Genomic DNA, 22,940 nt, shown 5'->3' on the forward strand with positions numbered 1-22,940 from the left:
GCTATGGGTGAAATACTTCGGAGAGTGGGGGAGGTTTACTTAGCACGTTTATAAGTCAATGGCGGTTAATCTGAGATTACCGCCATTGCTCTTTAATCGTTAACACAAGATAACGACTGTTCATCTGGCTAAAAGCTTTTGCCCAAACGATTTTAAATCTTTCATGTTTAGGTCGAGTAACTCGTCCCTGTTGACCAAACTTTAGTAATGATACAAAGTGCCTACAACATCGGTGGAGATTAATTTTAAGAGGCTGGAAATAGGTGCGACAATCGCAGATCATGGAAGATAAAGTTATATCAGCAGTGAGGGATTTTGCTAACTCGATAAATTCGGGAGGTAAAGTCAGCGTTGACATGACAGCACTTATTGATGTGACGTCTCAGTTAACTCTCACCAGTTTTGATCATTGGGAAAGCTTAATTCGGTCAGAATTTTCCTTAGCGGTAAGGGATTCAACTCCACCTAAGTGGAAAATTTGGTCTAAACCTACCGAATTGTTAACTTGGCTAGATCTAATAAGTTGGGATGGCTACAAGCGTGAAAAGACGTTGCGTACACTGTCTGGTGCAGCGCCGAACATTTTCTTCTTTTCACTTATCGTTAGAAGGCTCAATGATTGGGTTCCTCAAGTTCGAAAAGCTGCAAGGGAAAAGCTTTTAGATATTGCAAAAGCGACAAACCCTAAAGTTGTTGTTGAAGCTCTTTGTATCGCACTTTCCAATTGGAATTCTTGGGGGAGGATTGAGGAACTAGACAAAAAGGTTCTTTTGCAGATCATATGCGAAGACCAGATAGCAGATTTACTTAGGTCTAAGTTAATGTTATCGACATCGGGGCCTATGCCATCTCTCTTTTCTCAGCTTGGACGTACACCGATTCTGGATGGAAAGATTAAAGAAATTGCTACCCTCTCCATCCAGCCCTCCGTTCGAGCCAAGGCTTTACGAAGCTTATTCGAAGGCCGAATAGTATGGATAGAAGGTCGTAAGTGGGAATGGACTGACATCCGATATTGCAAGGGAAGAATAAAGCCAATCATTTCAGAGCGAAAAGTAAATGTTCAAACTCCATTGATTGACTTGTTAAAAATGTCTGCTGATGACAGATCGGCTATCGTTCGGCGAGTTTCTGCAGAATTTCTAATTCGGGAGTTAGAAAATCTTGGAGTTGTTGCAAGGGAATTAGCTAACAAGTTTGCATCGGATAGGTCTGAAGCAGTAGCCGAACGTGGTCGTTTTGCATTGAAAAAACTGGAGGAAGTGGAGCATGTCAATGCGCTTTAAACAACACGACCTAGGATTGCAGGATTCGTAACTTGTTGTTCGCAGTTTAGGCGGGTGTTCCCCATATAAATTTTAATCCGAAATTTGCGTTTTTGAGTTATAGCTTTAACGCGGAAATGTCCCAAAGTGAGTCAAATATCTTCTTTAGAATCGACATCCGAAATGACAGTTGAAATCAAGACAAACCCAACTGTCTCTCAAAGCATTCTTCTGGCTAAAAACTCATTACGACTATATGGTCGAGCTAAATTAAGTGTAGAAATAAATGCAGCTCAGTTAACCGCATTTTAGCTAGAGCAGATTATTATCCTTGGGGAAGGCTTGGGGCTGTAATGTCTGCCTTTAGCACTAAGACAATCAAGAAAATAACACCTAATAAGGGGAATAATCCCAGTACTGCGCCTAGCATCCCTGTGAGCTTAGGGTTTGTCGTTTTTTTGCGCCCGAGTGAATAACTCAATATGCCGAAAAACATCATGCTAGCTAAGAGCAATAGCAAAATCAGCGATACAATTGACACAGTAAATTCCTTTTTAATTCATATGTTAGAGCTTGATAATAAAGAGCGAGTTAATGCTGAGTCAATCTTATTTATCATGATTGAGTGCTATGGCGGTGGGTAATTGGTCAGTTTTACCACTTACTTAGTGAATCCTAAAGAACCATAAAACAGACGATATCGAATAAATCTGGATGGCGATGCTACTAAGCCATGCAACATCGACCAACAATGAGGACTCGCCTTTAGCATGTGATGCTCCCAACATTTTTACAAACTTTGAGTGTAAATGTAATGAGAATTGTTACCATTTATGTGTATTGATAATTATTTTCAATTAAAATGCATCTCTCAAAAAACAATGATGGGGAATCATGATGCAAAAAACGCTGTTAGCGACACTCATTGCGAGTTTTTTATTCGTACCAGGCACCTATGCCAGTGAGGACAAGTCCGCGACCAATATTGAGGTCATTAGTATAAAGGGGAGTCGATTAGACAAGGCCGCAACGGCAACAGGTTTACCCTTAACTCTTAGGGAAACTCCGCAATCAGTTACCATTATCGATCAAGAGTTTATTCAGAGTTTCTCACTGGATAGTGTTGCCGATTTAATGTTTTTAACCCCAGGGGTTTATGCTCAAAAAGCTGAAACTAATCGCTATTTCTTTAGCTCCCGCGGAAATCCCATTACTAATTTTCAGTTTGATGGCGTGCCCGTTAACTATTCGAGTTTCTTTAATGACGCTTCAACCGACACCATATTATTCGATCGCGTAGAGGTTGTTCGTGGTGCAACCGGACTGTTAACGGGGGCGGGTGAACCATCGGCGGCCATTAACCTTATCCGTAAACGGCCTAAAGCTTCACCTGGTGGTTATGTCAGCGCCAAAGTCGGCTCATGGGATAGCTACCGTGTTGAAGGCGATGCCTCTGTTGATGTGACACAAAGTGGTGCAGTGCAGGCTCGTTTTGCTGCTGCCTATGAGAAATCAGATAGTTACATTGATCTTGCCGAAGATGAAAACCTCCAAATTTACGGTGTTATAACGGCAAGACTTGGTGACAATACCTTATTTACCCTAGGTGCCGATTACAGTGACCGCGATCCTAAAGGCTCAACTTGGGGTGGTATCCCGCTATTTTATGCTGATGGCAGCTTAGCCAATGATCTACCTCGCTCGACCACAACGGCTGCCTCTTGGTCGAGTTGGCAACGGAATGGCGCGAATGTCTTTGCCACGCTTGAACATGATTTTGATAATAATTGGGACCTTAAATTTGACGTCGAACATCGTGAAGATGAGATGGACGGCCACTTGCTGTATCTCTATGGTGCGCCGGATAAAACGACTGGCTTAGGTATGAAATCATCGGCGATGATCTACCAATCGACACGTAAACAAGATGCCGCACGACTCTTTGCCTCAGGGCCATTTGAGCTCTTTGGCCGCGAGCATAAATTGACTGCGGGTTTATTGTATTCTAAGCAAGATACGACAGCAGATTCCTACTATCCATTGAATAGTTTAAGTATTGGTAACTTCTTCGAATGGGATGGCTCAATTGCCGAACCTAATTATCCGTCGACGCCAATCTATCAGGAAGGGGAGGAAACGCAAAAAGGGGCCTATCTCGCGACCCAAATTAATTTACATGATCAATGGATGTTGTTACTGGGTGGCCGCATTAGCCAATATAAATTTGAATCAAACGCGGCTGATGACTACAACAATAGCGATGTTTTTACACCTTATGCTGGCCTTATATACAACCTGAACGATAGCATCTCGGTTTACACCAGTTATACCGAAATATTTCTGCCACAAGACGCAAGGGACGCGAACAATAAGCGCTTAGATCCCATGACGGGGAACAATATTGAATTGGGGGCGAAAGGGGATTTCTTCGATGAGAAACTGACCGCCAGTGTTGCTGTTTTTAAAGTGCAAAAAGAAAATGTGGCAGAACGTGACCCAAATTATCCCACGCCTTTACCCGATGGTAGCTATCCAATGCGTGGAGTGGACGGAACCAGTAACCAAGGTTATGAAGTTGAGCTAAACGGTAAACCAACAGAAAATTGGGATCTGTTTTTCAGCTATACCTATAGCAAATCAGAAGATCAGGATGGAGCGGCTTTTAGCACTCACTTACCTAAAGATTTGGTGCGTTTATCCTCACTTTATCACTTTGATGGTGCACTTGCGGATTTAACCGTTGGCGGTAACTTAAGCTGGCAGAGTAAAATTTACAAAGATAATGCGGGTCCTAATGGTGAGCGCTCCGAGCAAGACAGCTATTACCTAGTCAATCTGATGACAAGCTATCAACTGACGGATGATGCTAAAGTTCAGCTAAATATCAATAACTTATTTGATAAAAAATATTACTCCAGCATTGATTTTTACAATCAAGGTTTCTTCGGTGAACCTCGAAAGATTGAGTTAAACCTAAGCTACAACTTTTAAATACTCTTTCCTGTAAGCTAAAGCCGTTAATGCCGTGTCCATTAAGACACGGCATTAACATCGCTCAGTGATAGGAGATTAGTGAATATAACGCCCGACATTTGCTAATAATCTGCTTTTGTCGTTTGCTTGACTCTTGCTGGGAGAGTCAATATCCGCGGCTTTGCTTGAATGCTCTATATCGAGCAGTTTGGCGATCAGCCTTATCACTCCTATTCATACCATTTACATAGCGCTTGTATGCCAATCAGTGATTAGTAACCGACGGCTTCGCTACCCGAATGACGGGGATCGGTGGCACCAAAAATCCCTTGGTCTGTCACCATAATGGATTGAGTGCTGCCCATGGCTGATTGTACTTTTACCTTATGGCCTTTGGCTTCGAGTAACGAAATGGTATCGCGGTTCAGGCTGGTCTCGACCCGCAGTTCATCGGGTAGCCATTGGTGGTGTACCCGCGCGGCATTACTGGCTTCGGCAATGTTTAAGCCGTGGTCAATCACATTCATAATGATTTGCAGCGTGGTGGTAATGATGCGTGAACCGCCTGGGCTGCCCGTCACTAAGAAAGGTTTGCCGTCTTTCATCACTATGGTGGGGCTCATTGAACTCAACGGGCGTTTATTACCTTCCACCGCGTTGGCATCGCCACCCACTAAGCCATAACCGTTAGGGGTGCCAGGTTTAGCGGAGAAATCATCCATTTCGTTATTGAGTAAAATGCCCGTGCCTTTGGCGACTAAACCCGAGCCGTAGCTGAAGTTTAAGGTGTAAGTGTTAGACACCGCATTGCCCCATTTATCAACCACTGAGAAGTGGGTGGTTTGGTCACTCTCATAGGGCGCTAGATTACCGGGTTTGATTTCGGTACTGGGCGTGGTTTTGTTTAGCGCAATTTGGCTCGCAATCTTTTGGGCGTAGTCTTTATTGGTTAACTGCTTGACGGGCACCTTATAAAAATCGGGATCGCCTAAATACTCGCTACGATCGGCGTAGGCATGCTTCATGGTTTCGGCCATGACATGAATGGTTTGCGCCGTGTTGTGGCCGAATTGATCGATAGGGAACTGCTGCAGCACATTGAGCATTTCGATAATGTGCACGCCGCCCGAGGATGGCGGTGGCATAGAAACCACCTCATATCCACGGTATTGACCACGAACGGGTTCACGCTCGACGGCTTTGTAGTGTTGTAAATCTGCTAAGGTCATGATGCCGCCAGCGTCTTGCACGGCCTTAACCAGTTTCTCTGCGGTTTCACCTTCGTAGAACCCTTTAGTGCCTTTCTCGGCGATAAGTTGCAGGGAGTGGGCAAGTTCTGGCTGCTTTAAAATATCATCCACTTGGTAGTCGCTACCGTCGGCCTTATAGAAGATGGCTGCCGTGCTTGGCCATTGGCTCATGCGGCGTTTTAAGCCTGCGAGGGATACCGCCAGATCTGGGGTCACGCTAATCCCTTCCTGCGCCATTTTGATGGCGGGCGCCGTGACTTGTGCCATGGTCATAGTGCCATATTTTTCAAGGGCTAAACTCATGCCCATCACAGTGCCAGGGACGCCAACTGCAAGGCCATGTTCACGGCTTAATTTAGTCACCGCATCGCCATTCTCATCGAGGAAAATATCTTTTTTCGCCTTTGATGGCGCCATTTCACGGTAATCGATGGCAATAGTTTTGTTTTCTTTGGCCAGATGGACGAGCATAAAGCCACCGCCGCCAATGTTGCCTGCGCGGGGTAAGGTCACGGCTAAACTGAATGCTACCGCCACTGCTGCATCGACGGCATTACCGCCTTGCTTCAAAATTTCGATACCTGTGCGACTGGCCAGGGTTTCTTGGCTGGCGACCATGCCATGCTTTGCCCATACGGGTTGTGCCGTGGCCATTTGGCTGAAAATCGAAGGCTCTTCAGCATGGAGAGTGGGCGAAGATAACAAAGGCAGTGCCATGGCGATGGCGAGAATAAGAGGTTTAAAAGGTCCTGCGCGGCGCATATTCAATCCTGAATTTATTTTCATTTTGGCTATGCAATGTGCCGAGAATTAGGCTTAATTGCAACCTTGGATCTTGCTTAGTGTGTTTAACGGATAAGAATTCGCCTAATGAGACAACTCATTTTTGCCTTTGCCAGCGTGGCGCAGAGTATTGACGCTAATAGCTGGAATAGCTTGATGGGGAAGGACAATCCCTTCTGCCAGCATGCCTATTTACTCAGCTTAGAGCAGAGTTTATCGGCCTGTGCCGCCACGGGTTGGCGGCCACATCATTTATGTGTGTTCGACGCAACTGGCAGTGAATTAGTACAAGAATCAGCGCCAGATGCCGTGATTGTGAGCCAAAAGGATGCCGCAGATTTTATCGATTTACCCCTGCTGGCATTGATGCCGCTCTATCAAAAATCCCACTCCTACGGCGAGTATGTGTTTGATTGGGCGTGGGCGCAGGCGTATGAGCGTCATAGTCTTGAATATTATCCTAAATTGTTAAATGCCATTCCGTTTACGCCGGTGCAGGGGCGGCGGTTGGGGCTGTCGCCAACGCTTTCGGCAGAGGAGGTCAAGCTGCTAAGTCGCGCCGTATTTACGTGTTTAAATGAGCAATTCGTAGATGTGGCTGCGCCAATGTCCTCGTGGCATAGCTTATTTGTTTCGTCTTCGCAGCAAGCGCTATTTGCAGAGGCATCTAATCACACCGTGCTTCGGCGTCTAAGCACTCAGTTCCATTGGCATAACCGTGGCTATGCGGATTTTGACGCCTTCTTAGCGGCGCTCACCTCCCGTAAGCGCAAGAATATTCTTAAGGAGCGCGCCCAACTCCAGCCCTATGGTTTGCAATATGAATTTGTCGCGGGAGCGGATATTAGCCGTCAGCAATGGCAGCATTTTATTGAATGTTATCAATTAACTTACCTTAAACGTTCTGGTCATAGAGGTTACTTAACACCGACGTTTTTTAGTATGATCGCCGAGCGGTTGGCCGAGCAAATTGTCTTGCTCGTGGTGAGTGATGCGAAAGGGCAGATGTTAGCGGGCGCGCTGTATTTTACTGGGCGCAACGAGCAGGGGCAGACATGCCTGTTTGGTCGTTACTGGGGCAGTATTGTTGAGCTTGAGGGATTGCACTTTGAGGCCTGTTATTATCAGGGCATTGAATACTGTATCGCCCATGGCATTGATATCTTTGATGCTGGCGCGCAGGGGGAGCATAAAGTGCTGCGCGGCTTCGAGCCTGTGGCACTCTACTCCTACCACAATATCGCCCACCCCGACTTTAAGCGAGCCATAGCACATTTTACCGAGGAGGAAGCTGCGCAAATGGAAGTGTATATGCAGCAGATGCGTGAGGTGTTGCCCTATAAAAAAGGCTAATAACCACCATAAACGTAAAGCGTCGCGTCAACAAATACGTTGGCGCGACGCGAATGGGTCTACATAAAAGAGCTATGTGCTAAGTACATATCACTCAAGAGTGAATATTTGATTAGCTCACAGCTAACCAGATCCCAACGCCAATCATAAGGCTGCCGGCAATTCGATTTAACCAACGAATATTATCGCCGCGACTTAAAAATATCCTCAGACTCTTACCGCCACTGGCGTAGGCGAGCATAGAGGTAAACTCTGTCACCATGATAATGCTAAGCAGGGCAAGGAGCTGCGGCGCGACCTCGCGCTCGGCATTAATAAACGGCGGTAATAGCGATACCATAAACGCCCAACCCTTAGGGTTGGCAATCGCGGTAATAAAACCCTGTGAAATCAACGTGAAGTTACTGGCTCTTGGGTTAGTGTCATCATCGCTAAGCATGGCCATCTTGCCACGAGCGCGCCACATCTGCACACCGATATACCCTAAGTAGATGCCGCCAACCCATTTAAATACCTGAAAAACCTCAGGATAGCTAAGCATGATGCTGGCCACACCCATGACCGCAGCGGTGGCGACCAAGGCGACCCCAACAAGCTCGCCGAGCATCATCCATAGGGTGCGGCGCACGCCTATACTCATTCCAAGCGTCATGGCGAGTGTCATACACATACCGGGGGTGATAGAAACAAAGAAGAAAGTCGGGATAAACACAGCGAGTAAGGCAAAATCTGGCATGGTCTAAAACTGTCTAATAGAAGAGTGAAGGCACGCTAGTGTAATGAAAATGACAGAGTTAGCCAATCGGCTAAATCGCACTCTGGTAAAATCGCTGACTCGATCCAGAGTCCTGTGAAATCTAACTGAATTATCAGGGCTATTTCAATCGTGTTTGAAGACGTTGTTCACTAACGTTAGCTTAGTTGGAGTTAAAACCGTGCAGTAAAATATGCAGAAAAACATCGGATTTGTTATGTCACTTGTGTTTTTGCCAGTCGATTGTTAGGGTTGCGTCATTATAACAAGTAGCAAATGTTGAAGTTAGATGACAGAAAAGCAAAAAATGTTGGCGGGTCAACCCTATAAAGCTTCGGATGAAACCTTATTAGCCGAAAGAATGCAGGCTAAACTAATGTGTCATCGGTTTAATCATGCGGATCCAACTCAGATTGAGGCGCGCATGGCGTATTTGCGAGATTTGCTGGTCATCCCGAATTGCGGCCATATCGAACCTAACTTCTTTTGTGATTACGGTTATAACATTCACATCGGTAAGCAATTTTACGCTAACCATAACTTAACCATACTCGATGTTTGCCAAGTGACCATTGGCGACCATGTGATGTTTGGTCCCAATGTGTTGCTCTCTACCGCGACCCATCCCATCGAACCTAGCGCGCGCCTCACAACAGAATATGGTAAGCCTATTCATATTGGTCACCATGTGTGGCTCGGCGGTAATGTCTGCGTATTGCCCGGCGTGACTATTGGCGATAACTGCGTGATTGGCGCGGGGAGTGTGGTCAATAAAGATATTCCCGCTAACAGTGTGGCCGTTGGTAATCCCTGTAAAGTTATAAAACAAATTCACGAAACGGTTTAATTGCAACTTTCGCGGTAAATCATGCACGATAAAACCTCTAGTCAGTTTTATATTACACTTGGCTTACGTTATTGCGCGTTGTCTCGTCTTTGGGTATCGAATCCTTGATGGTTAATTGATGCCAAGATAACGACAATTTTTTGAACAGAATTTTTTACTTGAATAGTCGTTTTATCTAAGTAATTCAGCGGTTAATAGCTTTAGCACCTTGCAGGGTTGATGACGGATTGAAGACATTGTTTGCGCCATTTTTTCCACTACGACAGAGCAATACCGCGCTGTTATTGGCTGGTATCCTCTACTGGATTACGGGCGCTTTGGGGCAAACATTATTTAGTTTGCAGCCCGCGAATATCACCTTGATTTGGCTGCCATCGGGCGTGGCATTAGTCATGCTGTTGATGTGGGGGCGTAAGGCATTAGCGCTAATCTTCCTTGGTAGCTTTATGCTGAATATTCAAGGGATGGTGCAGGAAACATCGCTGATTCTCTCGATAGCCCATACGGCGATGGCGGCCCTGATTGATATGATCGCACCTGCTATGTCTATGTATTTGCTGCGACGTTTTTTACCTCTGGGTACCCGCAGTGCGAACGACTTGATGAAATTTATGGTCGTGGCGGGCATAGTGCCTATTTTAGGTTCGAGCGCCTTACTATCGGGCAACTTAGTGCTGGGCGGCTATATTCAACCGAGTGAGTTTTGGAGTATGGGGCAAATGTTCTTTTTTGCCGATATTCTTGGGATAGTGTTGGTGTATCAGCTTTATGCGGGCTGGGTGGAACCTAATGCCCTGAAAATTGACCATAAACGGCATATTTTATTGCCACTGATTGGTTTGCCATTATTTTGCCTGATAGGCGTAAGATTCGATTTAGGCTGGTTGTTTTATGTGATCCCGCCGCTGTTAGTTGTGCTCTCCTTTGAAGTGACCCGTTTTTACCTCGCGCTATTTAGTAGTGCCTCTATGTTGTTTATGATTTTAGCGACGGCGCAGGGTTATGGTCCTTTTATTAATCCCACGCCGTTTCAAACCAATGCGGAGATGATGGCCTTTGTGTTGTCATCGGCATTAACCATTTTTGGCGTGTCATTACAGCGGACACAGCTGCGTCGAACCGAGAGAGATAAGCAGACCGCGGTGCAAGAGGCGCTTTACGATCCGCTCTCTGGTTTGTTAAACCGACGCGGCTTTATACCACTGCTGGCGAATCTGGATACATCAACGACGTCTTATTCGGTCGCTATGTTGGATCTCGATAACTTTAAGATGGTTAACGACACCTATGGTCACAGTGTGGGCGATAGGGTCATCCAGCTGTTGGCGCAGTTGATACACAATCACAGCCGCAGCCACGATATTGCTGCGCGCCTAGGCGGCGAAGAGTTCGCCCTTGTGCTTAGGGATATTGATGCAGCGCAGGTACAGCCTGTACTTGAGCGTATTAGAAGATCCTTTGCAGAGATGTCAATAGCGGCCGAGGAACACACAATTTACTGCACTGTGAGCATTGGCTGGGTGGAGTATCAGCAAGGCATCGCTGGCGAGTCGTTGCTGCATTTGGCGGACAAGGCTTTGTATCAAGCCAAGGCAAAGGGCAAAAACACGATTGTAAAGTATCAAGCTTAAGCGCAATGCCAAGAGGTGTTGTTCGAATTGGCTATGCTCAAGCGGTTTATAGCCAAGGGGGCAAGGGGCGATACTCAAAAGGCCATACGCCAAGAGTGACAAACAAGGGGTGACAATAGGACATAAAAAACGGTACGCAATGCATACCGTTTTTTCTTATGAGATTAAAGGCGGTAATTACAGCACGCCGCGGCGCATTTGATCGCGTTCAATCGATTGGAACAGGGCGGTAAAGTTACCTTCACCAAAACCTAAGTTGTTCTTACGTTGAATAATTTCGATAAAGATCGGGCCAAACAGGTTCTTAGTGAAGATTTGCAATAAATAGCCTGATTCGTCGCCGTCCACCAAAATTTGGTGATGCTTGATACGCTCACGGTTTTCAGTCACTTGCGGAACTTTATCGAAAATGGTGTCGTAATATTCGGGAATAATATCCAAGCATTGGATTGAGCTGCCTTCCATCGCATCCAAGGATTTAACGATATCACGGCTTCTAAAGGCTAAGTGTTGTACACCAGGACCATTGTATTCCTTCAGGTATTCATCGATTTGGTTCTTATCGTTGCCTTTACCTTCGTTAATTGGGATACAGAAACTGCCATCGGGTGAGCGCAGGGCGTAAGACACCAATGCGGTTTGTACGCCGCTGATGTCGAAGTAGCGCACTTCGGTAAAACCAAAGATGTTTTTGTAGAAGTTCGCCCAATGTTCCATGGTGCCTTTGTAGACGTTATTGGTTAAGTGGTCTACTTCGACAAAGCCTTTCTCTTGGGTGATCACTGGTTCGCTTAAGTCTTCAAAGTCAGTTGCATAGATATTGTTGTCGGCACCGAAGGTGTCGATAAAATAAATTAAGCTGTCGCCAATACCATAAATCGCCGGATAGGGCAGATCCTTGGCCGAATCGGCCACGGCTTTAGCACCGCGCTCCACCGCCACACGGTGAGCAAAGCTGGCATCTTCTACGCGCCAGCCCATAGAGCTAATGGCAGGGCCGTGGGATTTGGCAAATTCTGCCGAAAACCCTTCGCGCTCATTGTTAAGCAGGAAGTTAATATCATTTTGTTTGTAGTACAAAATGTCTTTATTCTTGGCTTTTTTCAGCAGTGAAAAACCAAAGTCGATAAACACTTTGTGCATAAAATCGCTGTCGGGGCTGGCAAATTCGGTAAATTCGATACCGAGTAAGCCCAGTGGATTGAGTTCGCTTGCCATGATCTGTTCCTCTTGATTAATTCAACACGCAGTCACTCTTTTTGCCTTGTTCGCTGTGGTGACTTACGGCTAGTCGACTTAGTTAAGCCATTCACTCATGCTGCGGTGCAGCGTTAGTTTTCTAGCCAAGAGCGGTTGTAGTCTTTACTCATGCAATTTTGCACATGTTCGGTTAATTTCAGTGGGGCGAAGGTGTCCACCATCACTGCATATTCATAGGTTTCTTTTTTGCCAATCGAGGCTTCGGTGCGGCCGGGTTGTGGGCCGTGTGCCACCCCTTTTTGATGTAGGGTGATGTAACCGGCTTCAATCCCTGTGCGACTCATAAAGTCGCCGTCGACGTAGTACAGCACTTCATCACTATCAATATTGTTGTGATAGTAAGGTGCAGGAATGGCACGTTCGTGGAAGTCGTAAGGACGCGGTACAAAGTTACACACCACAAAGTTGTGGGCGGTAAACACTAAGTGATCTGAAGGAGGTAAGTGAATTTTGCCGACTTTTGGTGCGTATTCGGTGATGTTAAATGCCCAAGGGTAAACACAGCCGTCCCAACCCACAAGGTCAAAGGGATGCCACTCTAAGGTGGTCAGTTGGTACTTATCACCAAATTTACATACCAGCGGGAAAGCGCCACGCTCAACCACGGCATCTTGCAATACTGGCGTACGTAAGTCGCGCTCACAGTAGGGGGCTGACTCGAGTAATTGACCGTATTCATTACGGAAATGCTTTGGCACTTCCACCATTGAAAAGGCTTCAATCACGAATAAGCGTACATTGCTGTAATCGTTAAATTTGAGCTGATGTGTGGTGCCGCGTGGGATCACTAAGTAGTCCCATTTTTTAATCTCTAGGGTGCCATATTCACTGTATAGCGTGCCTTCACCTTCGTGCACAAACACCACTTCATCGGCGTAGGCATTACGGTAAAACTCAGCGGTGTCTTGGGTGACTTTCGCGGTGTAAAGTGCCACATCATTGTTATAGAAGATTTTATTGCGGGCACTGAAGAAGTTGCCTTCACGATCGGCCGTGCGAGAGTCCAATTTATAGTTTTGGACTAATGAATCTTCCCACTGTGCACCGTGACCGAGGCGGTAGGGTGCGACTTCCAATGCTTTAGTCGGCATATTGTGGTGATATTTATTCGAGTAAATATTGGAAAAACCATGGGTTGAAAACAGCTCCTCACGGTATAGCTCGCCGTTTTCTTTCTCAAATGCGATATGGCGCTTATGGGGGACTTGGCCTTGTTTCACATAAAATGGCATGGTGATTCCTTTAAAGTTGCGCTGCAGGCTTGCCTACACCGCGAGTCGTTATGCTGCAAGTTGCATTAGTGTGATCTTCTTATCAATTTAGTTGCTTGAATGAACAAAAAAAAGAATAATAAATCTGTTGTCTCCATCTAAAAATTAGATGGTATTAACTGCTTTACGCTTCGTAGCGTTTCCGTGACATGTTAATGAGAGCCTAGGAGTCCCCATGCGCATCGATATTGATGCTTTTAATGTGCTGCAAGTGCTGGTAGAAGAGGGCAGTTTTGCCAAGGCCGCCGAGCGTTTACATAAGGCGCAATCGGCGGTCAGCTATCAGGTCAAAAAGCTAGAAGAGCACTTAGGTGTGCAACTTTTTAGTCGGGACCAATACCGCGCCGAGCTGACGAGTGAAGGGCGGGTGATCTTGGCCGAGGGGCAAAGACTGTTACAACACCTTGCCAACATTGAACATCTTGCCAGTCGTTTTAGTGAGGGGTGGGAGCCGAAGCTTGAGTTAGTGATCGATGGTGCCTTGCCGATGGAGCCGATTATGACGGCACTTAAACGGATGGCAGAGCATCAAATTCCAACAAAAATCCAGCTCAATATGGAGTTTCTCGGCGGTGTGCAGCACAGATTCGAGCGTGATAATGCGGATCTGATGTTGGTTAAAGACTACCGCACTGGCCCCTATTATCACCCACAGCCACTCCCTGCGATAACCAGTGTGCTGGTGACGAGCGCTTCACATCCTCTGGCTCAGCAAAAACACATCAGTTTGCCCGAGTTACAGCAGCATGTTGAGCTGACCATCGAAGATTCCTCCCCCAACAAGACTTATCGAGATGAGCTGCAATTTGGCGGCGATAAAGTGTTTTATCTTTCTGGTTTTATTATGAAAAAGAACGCGTTATTAAAAGGGCTCGGTTTTGGTTGGTTGCCAGATTTTCTGGTGCAGGAGGAGTTATTGAGTGGTGAGCTTGTGGAGGTCGACTTTGTCGGTGGCAGTCGCTATACCTTTACTCCCCAATTAGTGTCGACCCTTGAGCGCCCCTTGGGCCGTGCTGGCAAACTCTTTACCGAATTAATCCTAGAGGAATTTGCTAAAGCAGGACAGTTTAACGGGGTGGGCTTAGGTTAATCTTCTGCGACTTGTCATGTTTTGAAACAACTTACTGACGCAACCTCGGGATAAAAACGATCGCCTTTTGACATTTTATGTCATAAAGTGAGTTCAATATCGTGGTACTGATGATTTCGACTCGCCACATTAATTGGACTAACAGAGTAAGGGGAATGGTATGTCTAGACGTTGCCATGAAGTGGACTATGAAATTATCGGCCACAGCATGCAGCTGGTTGAGGTGGAACTCGACCCGCAAGAGACTGTGATCGCCGAAGCCGGCGCGATGAATTATCTGGAGCAGGACATTAGCTTCGAGGCCAAAATGGGTGATGGCTCCGAGCCTGAATCTGGCTTTTTTGGCAAGTTGATGGGGGCGGGTAAACGTGTGTTGACGGGTGAAAGCATCTTTATGACACACTTTACGAACCTCGGGCATCAGAAACGGAAAGTGGCGTTTGCCGCGCCCTATCCTGGGACGATTTTGGCTATCGATCTTGCTCAATATGGTGGAGAGTTGATTTGTCAGAAAGACAGCTTTCTCGCCGCCGCCCTAGGGACTCGAGTGAGCATGAAGTTTAATCGCCGCCTAGGCACGGGCTTTTTCGGTGGTGAAGGGTTTATTCTGCAAAGCTTGCAGGGCGATGGCATGGCGTTTATTCATGCGGGTGGCACCTTAATAAAGAAAGAGTTAAAAGGCGAAACCTTACGCGTCGACACAGGTTGTTTGGTCGGCTTTACCCCAGGTATTGATTATGATATCGAGCGCGCAGGCTCGTTAAAATCGATGGTGTTTGGAGGAGAAGGGCTGTTTTTAGCGACTTTAAAAGGCCATGGCACTGTGTGGCTGCAGAGTCTACCCTTCTCGCGGATGGCGGATCGCATTATTGCTCACGCTCCTTCTGCTGGTGGTAGTGACAGAGGCGAGGGTTCTGTCCTCGGCGGACTTGGCCGCGTGCTCGATGGGCGTTAACCCTAAACGAAAATGCGCACACTTAACTGTTTAAGTGTGCGCAGGAAGCTGTTTGCATTCAGATCAATAGGTGACCACATTGATGATATCGAGGATCTTACGGCTCTTTTCATCGAGCTTGATGATGGAGCCTTCGACTTCAATGCTTATTCTGCCGTCTCTGTCGATGGGGACTACGACGCGGCCGCGGTCATAAATATCGTAATCTAGGATATCGCCACGACGCAGTTTTTTCTGCCATCCGGGAGGGAGAGGCTGACCTTTATCGGCTTTCTTTTGTAAGCCGGGTGGTAAGTCTTTGTCTCGCTTGTCGTGCTCATGCTCATTCTTTGCAAAAGCGGCCATTGGGGCGACCAAACTGAGTACGACTCCGCCAATCAGTGTTGCAGTTAATTTATTCATACTAGCTCCCTTAGGAATTACGTGGTTGTGGTCAATCTAGCTTAGCTTAGATGAACTTTAGCTGAATATGCGCCCTTAGCGGGCGAGCATAAGCACGGCTTGCCATTGTTCTTCGGTAACAGGTTGAATGCTCAGCCTGGAACCTTTAGAGACTAAGTACATATCGGCCAGTTGCGGCAAACTTTTGATCAAACTTAAGGGGATGATTTCCTTGAATTGTTTGACGAAACGAATATCCACCCTTAACCAGCGTGGCTGCTGTGGGTCGGATTTAGGATCAAAATATTTTGATTCTGGGTCAAAGGCCGAGCTGTCAGGATAGGCCTCAGTCACGACTTCGGCAATGCCGACGATGCCGGGGACTTTGCAACTTGAGTGGTAAAAGAAGACTTGATCGCCAATTTGCATCGCATCTCGCATAAAGTTACGCGCTTGGTAGTTACGGATCCCAAACCAAGCTTCAGTTTGATTGGGGCAAGCCTTAAGATCGTCGATACTAAATTCGTCGGGTTCCGATTTCATCAGCCAGTAGTTCATCTTATATCCTTCACAAAAACAGCCAGTCTTTTCGAGTTAATGCATTGAGTTTATCTTACTTTTTGTTTGCCTCACAGTTAACCGTACTCTGAGCAGATTATTGAGAGCGTTAAGTCAGCGTTCAGTTAACCCAGCTTACCCTGTTGTCACTATCGAGTCTGGTATGCCTTATGCACTGGTGCTATGACGCCGCGAATTGATGCAAAGTTGGCAGCTTTAGATCCTAATCCAAGCTTTTTTCAATACCCGACTTTTATAAGAGTGATGTTGAGACAGTGAGGTGTGCTATGGAAACTTCAGCAATGACCACAGACAGTGGCCTATACACTAAATACCTTAAAGATTTTACCGCGGGAGATGTGAGCCTGCACCGCGATCGCATGTTGGAATTTGTCAGCGATTTAACTACTCAGGGCTGGTTACTGGCAAATTTCACTTGGGATTATTGGTATAACAACAGTTACTTAGTCGATAAACCTGCTTATATCCGTGATGCTAGTGTCGCGCAATGCCGCCTGTTATTAACTGCGATGACTCGCCTCGAAGTGTTCAGCCCTGGGGTGTTAGAGAATATGCGCCGCCAAGGGGTATTGCTGGCGATTATGGAGCGTTTGCAGCGTTTAGAGGTGGTAACTTCCGATAAACAGGTAGCGTTTATTACCCGTTAATCAAGACGTTCGAGTAATAGAACATCCTTACTCTTTAGTCTAATACCGTGCTTTTTTACTTGTGACATGTTCCGAGGATTGGTTAGTTTGAATCCCGCTAACCATAATAAAAAAGCACGGAGGCCTTAATGTCTGTTTCAACGACTCAAGCAACAAATCAAGCCACTCATCCTCTCAAATACAGTGAGTTCCGGGGGCCTAATTCCCCAACGCTCGTTGAGAAAACCATAGGACAGTACCTTAACGATATCGCTAACGCTTATCCCGAACAGTTAGCCGTTGTTGTGAATCATCAAGATATCCGCTGGAATTACCGCCAATACCTTGCACAAATTGATGCCTTGGCCACAGGTTTACTCAAACTTGGCATAGGTCCTGGGGATCGCGTTGGCATTTGGTCGCCAAATAATATTGAGTGGTGTCTAACTCAATTCGCCACCGCCAAAATTGGCGCCATCATGGTGTGTATCAACCCCGCTTATCGGCCTGAAGAATTACAATATGCCCTGACTAACGTGGGCTGTAGGGCGGTGATCTGCGCCGATAAATTCAAGTCCAGTAATTACTTGCAGATGCTCTACGAGTTAGCGCCAGAGCTTAAGGTGTGCGCCGCAGGGCAATTGCAGGCCAAGGCGTTGCCCGAGTTACAATTTGTGATCCGCATGGGGGCAGAGCAGTCTCCCGGCATGTTGAACTTTGATGATTTATTGGTTGAAGTGACGGCCGATGACAAGGCGGCGCTCGAGCAAATCGCCGAGTCACTTAGCCCTTATGATGCGATTAATATTCAATTTACCTCTGGCACTACGGGTAGCCCAAAGGGTGCGACCTTATCGCACCATAACATCCTGAATAATGGCTACTTAGTGGCCGAGGCGATGAAGTTTACCTGTGAAGATAAGCTCTGCATTCCAGTGCCTTTATATCATTGCTTTGGCATGGTGCTGGGGAGCTTAGTGTGCCTTGCTAAGGGCGCCGCGGCGGTCTTTCCTGGGGATTCTTTCGATCCGCTGACCACCCTAGAGGTGGTAGAACGTGAACGCTGCACCGCACTGCACGGCGTACCAACCATGTTTATTGCCGAGTTAGAGCACCCCGAATTTAAACGCTTTGACTTAAGCTCGCTGCGTACCGGTGTTATGGCGGGGGCAACTTGCCCAGAAGAAGTGATGCGCCGGGTACAAAACCTGATGTATATGCAGGAAGTATTAATTGGGTATGGGCAAACCGAGTGCAGCCCGCTGAATCACATTACTGAAATCGACTCACCGGTAGAGAAGCGTGTGCTGACCGTTGGCCGTGCTTTACCCCATACCGAAGTGAAAATCGTCGATGAATTTGGTGAAGTGCTGCCCATAAATACGCCCGGTGAAGTCTGTAGCCGTGGGTATTGCATTATGCAGTGTTATTGGAACGATCCTGAAAAAACGGCGGCAACCATCGACAGTGAAGGCTGGCTGCATTCTGGCGATATTGGCCAAATGGATGAGCAAGGTTATGTGCAAATCGTTGGTCGTATTAAAGATATGATTATTCGCGGCGGCGAGAATATTTATCCCCGTGAAATTGAAGAGAAACTCTATACCCATAAAGATGTGCAAGATGCAGCAGTGTTTGGGGTTCACAGTGATAAATACGGCGAGGAAGTGTGCGCGTGGATCAAGGTTCGCAGTGGCGCCACGATTTCAGAGGAGGATATTCGCCATTTCCTCACCGAAAAATTCGCCTACTTTAAAGTGCCTCGCTACATCAAGTTTGTGGAGCAATATCCCATGACTGTCACGGGCAAAATCCAGAAATTTAAAATGCGTGAGCTGATGTACCAAGAGTTATATGAAGATATTAATGCCTAGGGCGTGTTGACGTGTTGAGATGAAATCCTTCGGGCAGCGTTTAGCTGGCGTTTCTGCTGCGTTATCGTCCGTTTATGTAGAATAACTACACAGCACGGACTCTGCCTTGCATAAACGTTAGCCATATCGCTGCAAAAATCCCCCTAAAACGTCATCAAGCCCAAGGGCACATAAGATACATCAACCCAAGTTCGATGGCTTGGATTGATGTTTAGGTGGAGACTCAAGATTATCGGTGGTGGCGGCGAATTTGATTATCGAGCCAAGCCGCACTCTTGCTTAATTGTCGCTGACTTAGGCGCAGCCAACGTTTTGCCCAAGGATACTGGGTACTTAAGAGGGTTAATCCTATCAGGATAAACAGCAGTCCCGGTCCGGGTAAGAGTAAAAATATCCCTCCGACTAAGGTAAAACATGCACCAATCACGGTAATGACGGTTCGAGTCATCGCGGGATGCATAAAAGTCAACCTACTGTCTTTGAAAGAAATTGGCATATCGCGTCCCCCTAGGTTGACCTCATTAGGTTAGCCTCATCAGCTTGACCTCATCTTTCTCTTTTCGCCGCATGCATAACGACAGTGAGTATCGATGCTCGTTTCAGTCTACTCTTATCATTTCTGCTTAAGCTAGGTTCTCGTCGGGTAAATATGTAACAAATATTCACTGTACCTTGAAGCATCGCTGATTATACTGAAAAGAGTTTAACCGATGAGCATGTGATGAATTGTTTGTTTTTCAAGCCATTAAAACAGATGATCCTTTGAGGGAGGTGTTATGTTCCGCTGGTGCCTACTGATGCTCTGTTGCCTTTTCGCCACGGCCAATAGCGCATTTGCCGATACGCTTAAGCTCACCTCATTACTCTGGCCGCCTTATTCCGGTCAGCAACTGGCACAACAAGGGGCCAGTGTCGCGGTCGCTCAAGCCGCCTTCGAACGTATGGATCAGCAACTGGTCGTGGATTTTTACCCTTGGAGCCGAGCGATAAAATTGGCGGCCATGCCAAGCTCCGATTACATTGGCTATTTTCCAGAATATTATTTTGAAACGGACAAATTTGTTTTTTCAAAACCAATAGGGATCAGTCCATTAGGCATTGTTGAGCAAAAATCACATCCCATCAGCTGGCACTACTTAGCCGATCTGAACCGCTATACCTTAGGGGTGGTGAAGGACTATGTGAATACCGACTCCCTAGATCTGATGATTGCTTCCGGTACACAGCCCGTCGAGGCCGTGACCTCCGATGAACAAAACATCAAGAAGGTGGCAGCCGGTCGCATCGATGGTGCAGTGATTGATGTCAACGTACTCTATTACCTGTTAAAGCAGCCTCATCTCCAGCCATTGGCGGATAAATTACAGGTGAATAAACAACTGCTTGCCAATAAACAGCTGTATGTTGCGTTTCGTAATACCGAGGAGGGGCGCCATTGGCGAGATGTTTTCGACCAAGGCTTAGCTCAACTGGATATTGAGAGCATTATGGGGGAGTTGTTGTTTCAGGAGGAAGTGACACGCCACTAAAGGGAGCTTGGCTTTGGCTTAATCTGTTGTCATAAATGTGTCGTGGTTCGCCATTAATATCGTCCTAAGGCTATGAGTCGATGCTCATTTCACTTTCTAGGATGATATGAATAACATTCCATTCGAGTTAGATACACTATCGCAACTCATTGATACTCATCATCTTAAACTCAAATATCAGGTTCTTGCCGACATTCCATTTCGGCACCAACATTTTCCGCTCTACAGTGTCGAGTTAGGCGTCACCGAACGCCCTTGTCCGACCGTGTTATTCGTTGGTGGCGTGCATGGTGTGGAGCGGATTGGCTCCCAGGTGATTTTAGCTTTACTTAACAGCCTGTTGCAGCGCCTTGCGTGGGACAAACACCTACAAGCGTTATTAACGGACATCCGCTTAGCCTTTGTGCCTGTGGTGAATCCCGTCGGGTTGCTGCTGGGGAGTCGTGGTAATGGAAATCAGGTCGACTTGATGCGCAATGCGCCGATAGAGTCCCGGGAAAAAGTATCTTTTATGGTTGGAGGGCAGCGGCTCTCCTCTAAGTTACCTTGGTTTCGTGGCCTTGGCGGCATGGAGCTTGAAACCGCGGGGCTGGTGGCCTATGTGCAACAATTGCTTAGACAAAGCACCAGTCTTATTTCCCTCGATGCGCATTCTGGTTTTGGTTTGACGGATCATATCTGGTTTCCCTATGCCCACACGCGCGCGTCCTTTGAAAATGCCCACTTCATTTATCACTTAAAGCAATTATTTGAAGCCAGCTATCCCCATCATGGTCACTATCGGCTTGCGCCCCAGAGCCAGTTTTATCGCACCCACGGTGATATTTGGGATTACTTGTACCGCCAGCATCATGCCCAAGATCCTCAAGCAAACATTCCATTCTTACCCTTAACGTTAAAGATGGGCTCTTGGGCATGGATTAAGAAAAATCCAAGGCAAATATTTAATTTTGCGGGATTTTTTAATCCGCAAAAAACACACAGGCACCACAGGATTTTGCGTCGGCACACAGTACTGATGCAGTTCTTGATGGAGGCGGCGTACGCACGGGAATTAGAAGGACTGACGCCAGAACATCTCACACAACTTACGCAGAATGCGCAGCAGTTTTGGTATCGGGAGCGTTTTTAATGACAACTTGGGTATTACTCAGGGGCTTAATGCGGGATCAACGCCATTGGAATGGCTTCGATCAAAGGTTAAGGCAACGGGGCTGCAGAGTTTTTACCCCTGATTTGCCCGGCAATGGGCTCCTCACTCACCAGACCAGCCCTTTAATTATCGCTGAATATGCCAGCTCGGTATGGCTACAATTGGATGAGCAACTAGCGGGACAAGCCTTTTATCTGCTGGGCTTATCGATGGGCGGCATGCTCGCCATGGAAATGGCTAAGCAGCGTCCGGAGCAGATAAAGCACGTATTTGTATTGAATAGCAGCGCGGCTAACTTATCGCCTTGGTATCAACGATTTAATGGATTGAATGCCTTGAGTGCTTGGCTCAAACGTTGCCGTGGAAGTCAACTTCATCCCATCGAATCGACAATTGTCCGCTTAACCAGCTATCGCCATCGGCGCGATATTGCCTTGATTGAGCGTTGGAGCCGATATCGCCACGAGTCGACGCCATATTTTAACAATGCGTGTCGTCAATTGTGGGCGGCGTTTCGCTATTGTTGTCCTGCCTCTTTGCCTGTGCCCGTCAGTATTTTATCGGGTGATCGTGATGCCTTAGTGAATATTCAAACCAGTAGGGCATTGGCACAACAGTTTAAGGTCGACTTGGTTGTCTTGGCCTATTGTGGTCATGACATCACCATAGATGCGCCAGCTAAACTGGCGCATTATCTATTCGAAATCATAAGCCTAGAACAAGGGGAAGTGAGTGAGCGGTTTGTAGATTGTGGCGACTTGCTCGATGAGGAAACCGCCTTTCATGAGGCAAGGTTAGTGCAGTCACTGCCAAACTATTTATCAGCACTACCTACTGACGTAGAGTAGTGCTGAGTGATTTGCCTTACGCTTTAGCGACTATGATTACTACGCCTTCGCTACTGTGGTTATTACGCTTTCGCTACTATGGTTTGCCCGATCGGCGTCAGGCTTAATAGCGCCAGCTTGATATGTTGGATCCCAAAGGGGATACCAATAATCGTCACAAAGCAGGCAAGGGCATGGGCTAAATGACCTATGGCCAACCAAATCCCAAACAGCAAGAACCAAATAATATTGCCTACCATGCCAAAGGCGCCAGTGCCTAAATCTTCACGTCCGGTTAAATGGCGACGATTCATTTGTTCCTGCCCAAAGGGCCAGAAGGTCAATTCGCCAATCACAAAGCAGGCTCGGCCGAAGGGAATACCAATAATACTGATAAAACACAAAATCCCCGCGAGCCACCAGGCGAGTCCCATCACAAATCCACCAAGGACAAACCAAGCGATATTGAAAATTAACCGTAAAAGCGACATTGAATACTCCTTAACTCATTTTAAATCAGTGTTGGAATGATGTTGGCC

General features: G+C 46.7%; 21 protein-coding genes. 12 read left to right on the top strand and 9 right to left on the bottom strand.

Annotated elements, in window-relative coordinates:
- Nucleotides 1-281 precede the first annotated feature (281 nt).
- On the top strand, nucleotides 282-1,286 hold the full coding sequence (locus B5P39_RS11140) for a hypothetical protein (RefSeq protein ID WP_254915767.1): 1,005 nt from the start codon (nucleotides 282-284) through the stop codon (nucleotides 1,284-1,286).
- A gap of 304 nt (nucleotides 1,287-1,590) precedes the next feature.
- Here the strand turns inward: B5P39_RS11140 and B5P39_RS11145 are convergent, their stop codons facing one another.
- On the bottom strand, nucleotides 1,591-1,806 hold the full coding sequence (locus tag B5P39_RS11145) for a hypothetical protein (RefSeq protein WP_088211561.1): 216 nt from the start codon (nucleotides 1,804-1,806) through the stop codon (nucleotides 1,591-1,593).
- Between the two features lie 356 nt (nucleotides 1,807-2,162).
- On the opposite strand from B5P39_RS11145, the gene B5P39_RS11150 reads away from it, so the two are divergent.
- Nucleotides 2,163-4,256 carry a TonB-dependent siderophore receptor gene (locus B5P39_RS11150; protein ID WP_088211699.1) on the top strand — a complete coding sequence of 698 codons (2,094 nt, stop codon included), beginning with the start codon at nucleotides 2,163-2,165 and terminating at the stop codon, nucleotides 4,254-4,256.
- 254 nt (nucleotides 4,257-4,510) lie between these two features.
- Here the strand turns inward: B5P39_RS11150 and ggt are convergent, their stop codons facing one another.
- Nucleotides 4,511-6,250, bottom strand: a complete 1,740-nt coding sequence (gene ggt / locus B5P39_RS11155; RefSeq protein WP_088211562.1) for a gamma-glutamyltransferase — start codon at nucleotides 6,248-6,250, stop codon at nucleotides 4,511-4,513.
- 108 nt (nucleotides 6,251-6,358) lie between these two features.
- Between ggt and B5P39_RS11160 the strand changes: the two genes are divergently transcribed.
- On the top strand, nucleotides 6,359-7,624 hold the full coding sequence (locus B5P39_RS11160) for a GNAT family N-acetyltransferase (RefSeq protein ID WP_088211563.1): 1,266 nt from the start codon (nucleotides 6,359-6,361) through the stop codon (nucleotides 7,622-7,624).
- 112 nt (nucleotides 7,625-7,736) lie between these two features.
- Here the strand turns inward: B5P39_RS11160 and B5P39_RS11165 are convergent, their stop codons facing one another.
- Nucleotides 7,737-8,360 carry a LysE family translocator gene (locus B5P39_RS11165; RefSeq protein ID WP_088211564.1) on the bottom strand — a complete coding sequence of 208 codons (624 nt, stop codon included), beginning with the start codon at nucleotides 8,358-8,360 and terminating at the stop codon, nucleotides 7,737-7,739.
- Between the two features lie 307 nt (nucleotides 8,361-8,667).
- Between B5P39_RS11165 and B5P39_RS11170 the strand changes: the two genes are divergently transcribed.
- Nucleotides 8,668-9,225, top strand: coding sequence for a sugar O-acetyltransferase (locus B5P39_RS11170; RefSeq protein ID WP_088211565.1), 558 nt, complete (start codon nucleotides 8,668-8,670; stop codon nucleotides 9,223-9,225).
- Between the two features lie 227 nt (nucleotides 9,226-9,452).
- A complete protein-coding gene (locus tag B5P39_RS11175; protein ID WP_088211566.1) occupies nucleotides 9,453-10,856 on the top strand; it encodes a GGDEF domain-containing protein in 1,404 nt (467 codons plus the stop codon).
- Nucleotides 10,857-11,033: 177 nt separating this feature from the next.
- Here the strand turns inward: B5P39_RS11175 and hppD are convergent, their stop codons facing one another.
- Together hppD and B5P39_RS11185 are read right to left on the bottom strand one after the other, a co-directional pair.
- A complete protein-coding gene (hppD, locus tag B5P39_RS11180) occupies nucleotides 11,034-12,074 on the bottom strand; it encodes a 4-hydroxyphenylpyruvate dioxygenase (protein WP_011623053.1) in 1,041 nt (346 codons plus the stop codon).
- A 113-nt stretch (nucleotides 12,075-12,187) separates the two neighbouring features.
- A complete protein-coding gene (locus tag B5P39_RS11185; protein WP_088211567.1) occupies nucleotides 12,188-13,348 on the bottom strand; it encodes a homogentisate 1,2-dioxygenase in 1,161 nt (386 codons plus the stop codon).
- A gap of 214 nt (nucleotides 13,349-13,562) precedes the next feature.
- Between B5P39_RS11185 and B5P39_RS11190 the strand changes: the two genes are divergently transcribed.
- A complete protein-coding gene (locus B5P39_RS11190) occupies nucleotides 13,563-14,477 on the top strand; it encodes a LysR family transcriptional regulator (protein ID WP_088211568.1) in 915 nt (304 codons plus the stop codon).
- Between the two features lie 160 nt (nucleotides 14,478-14,637).
- Nucleotides 14,638-15,432: a TIGR00266 family protein gene (locus B5P39_RS11195; protein ID WP_088211569.1), complete on the top strand. Its 795-nt coding sequence runs from the start codon at nucleotides 14,638-14,640 to the stop codon at nucleotides 15,430-15,432.
- A 63-nt stretch (nucleotides 15,433-15,495) separates the two neighbouring features.
- Here the strand turns inward: B5P39_RS11195 and B5P39_RS11200 are convergent, their stop codons facing one another.
- Together B5P39_RS11200 and B5P39_RS11205 are read right to left on the bottom strand one after the other, a co-directional pair.
- Complete coding sequence (locus B5P39_RS11200; protein WP_011717400.1) at nucleotides 15,496-15,834, bottom strand: hypothetical protein; 339 nt, start codon at nucleotides 15,832-15,834, stop codon at nucleotides 15,496-15,498.
- 75 nt (nucleotides 15,835-15,909) lie between these two features.
- Nucleotides 15,910-16,371: an EVE domain-containing protein gene (locus B5P39_RS11205; RefSeq protein ID WP_088211570.1), complete on the bottom strand. Its 462-nt coding sequence runs from the start codon at nucleotides 16,369-16,371 to the stop codon at nucleotides 15,910-15,912.
- A 287-nt stretch (nucleotides 16,372-16,658) separates the two neighbouring features.
- Between B5P39_RS11205 and B5P39_RS11210 the strand changes: the two genes are divergently transcribed.
- On the top strand, nucleotides 16,659-17,039 hold the full coding sequence (locus tag B5P39_RS11210) for a DUF6508 domain-containing protein (protein ID WP_088211571.1): 381 nt from the start codon (nucleotides 16,659-16,661) through the stop codon (nucleotides 17,037-17,039).
- 128 nt (nucleotides 17,040-17,167) lie between these two features.
- Nucleotides 17,168-18,892, top strand: a complete 1,725-nt coding sequence (locus tag B5P39_RS11215; RefSeq protein ID WP_088211572.1) for an AMP-binding protein — start codon at nucleotides 17,168-17,170, stop codon at nucleotides 18,890-18,892.
- 229 nt (nucleotides 18,893-19,121) lie between these two features.
- Here B5P39_RS11215 and B5P39_RS11220 read toward each other — a convergent pair whose 3' ends face one another.
- Complete coding sequence (locus B5P39_RS11220; RefSeq protein ID WP_088211573.1) at nucleotides 19,122-19,388, bottom strand: PGPGW domain-containing protein; 267 nt, start codon at nucleotides 19,386-19,388, stop codon at nucleotides 19,122-19,124.
- Nucleotides 19,389-19,668: 280 nt separating this feature from the next.
- On the opposite strand from B5P39_RS11220, the gene B5P39_RS11225 reads away from it, so the two are divergent.
- The 3 genes from B5P39_RS11225 (at nucleotide 19,669) to B5P39_RS11235 (ending at nucleotide 22,422) form a co-directional block, all read left to right on the top strand.
- Entirely contained in the window at nucleotides 19,669-20,421 is a 753-nt protein-coding gene (locus tag B5P39_RS11225) for a substrate-binding periplasmic protein (protein ID WP_088211574.1), read from the top strand.
- A 106-nt stretch (nucleotides 20,422-20,527) separates the two neighbouring features.
- Complete coding sequence (locus B5P39_RS11230) at nucleotides 20,528-21,553, top strand: M14 family metallopeptidase (protein WP_088211575.1); 1,026 nt, start codon at nucleotides 20,528-20,530, stop codon at nucleotides 21,551-21,553.
- A complete protein-coding gene (locus B5P39_RS11235) occupies nucleotides 21,553-22,422 on the top strand; it encodes an alpha/beta fold hydrolase (protein ID WP_088211576.1) in 870 nt (289 codons plus the stop codon). The genes B5P39_RS11230 and B5P39_RS11235 overlap by 1 nt, the downstream gene beginning before the upstream one ends.
- Before the next feature lie 62 nt (nucleotides 22,423-22,484).
- Here B5P39_RS11235 and B5P39_RS11240 read toward each other — a convergent pair whose 3' ends face one another.
- Nucleotides 22,485-22,892 carry a YccF domain-containing protein gene (locus B5P39_RS11240; protein WP_011626453.1) on the bottom strand — a complete coding sequence of 136 codons (408 nt, stop codon included), beginning with the start codon at nucleotides 22,890-22,892 and terminating at the stop codon, nucleotides 22,485-22,487.
- Nucleotides 22,893-22,940: the final 48 nt, after the last annotated feature.

The sequence above is a fragment of the Shewanella sp. Shew256 genome, from assembly GCF_002196695.1.
GTDB classification, from domain to species: Bacteria; Pseudomonadota; Gammaproteobacteria; order Enterobacterales; family Shewanellaceae; genus Shewanella; species Shewanella mangrovisoli.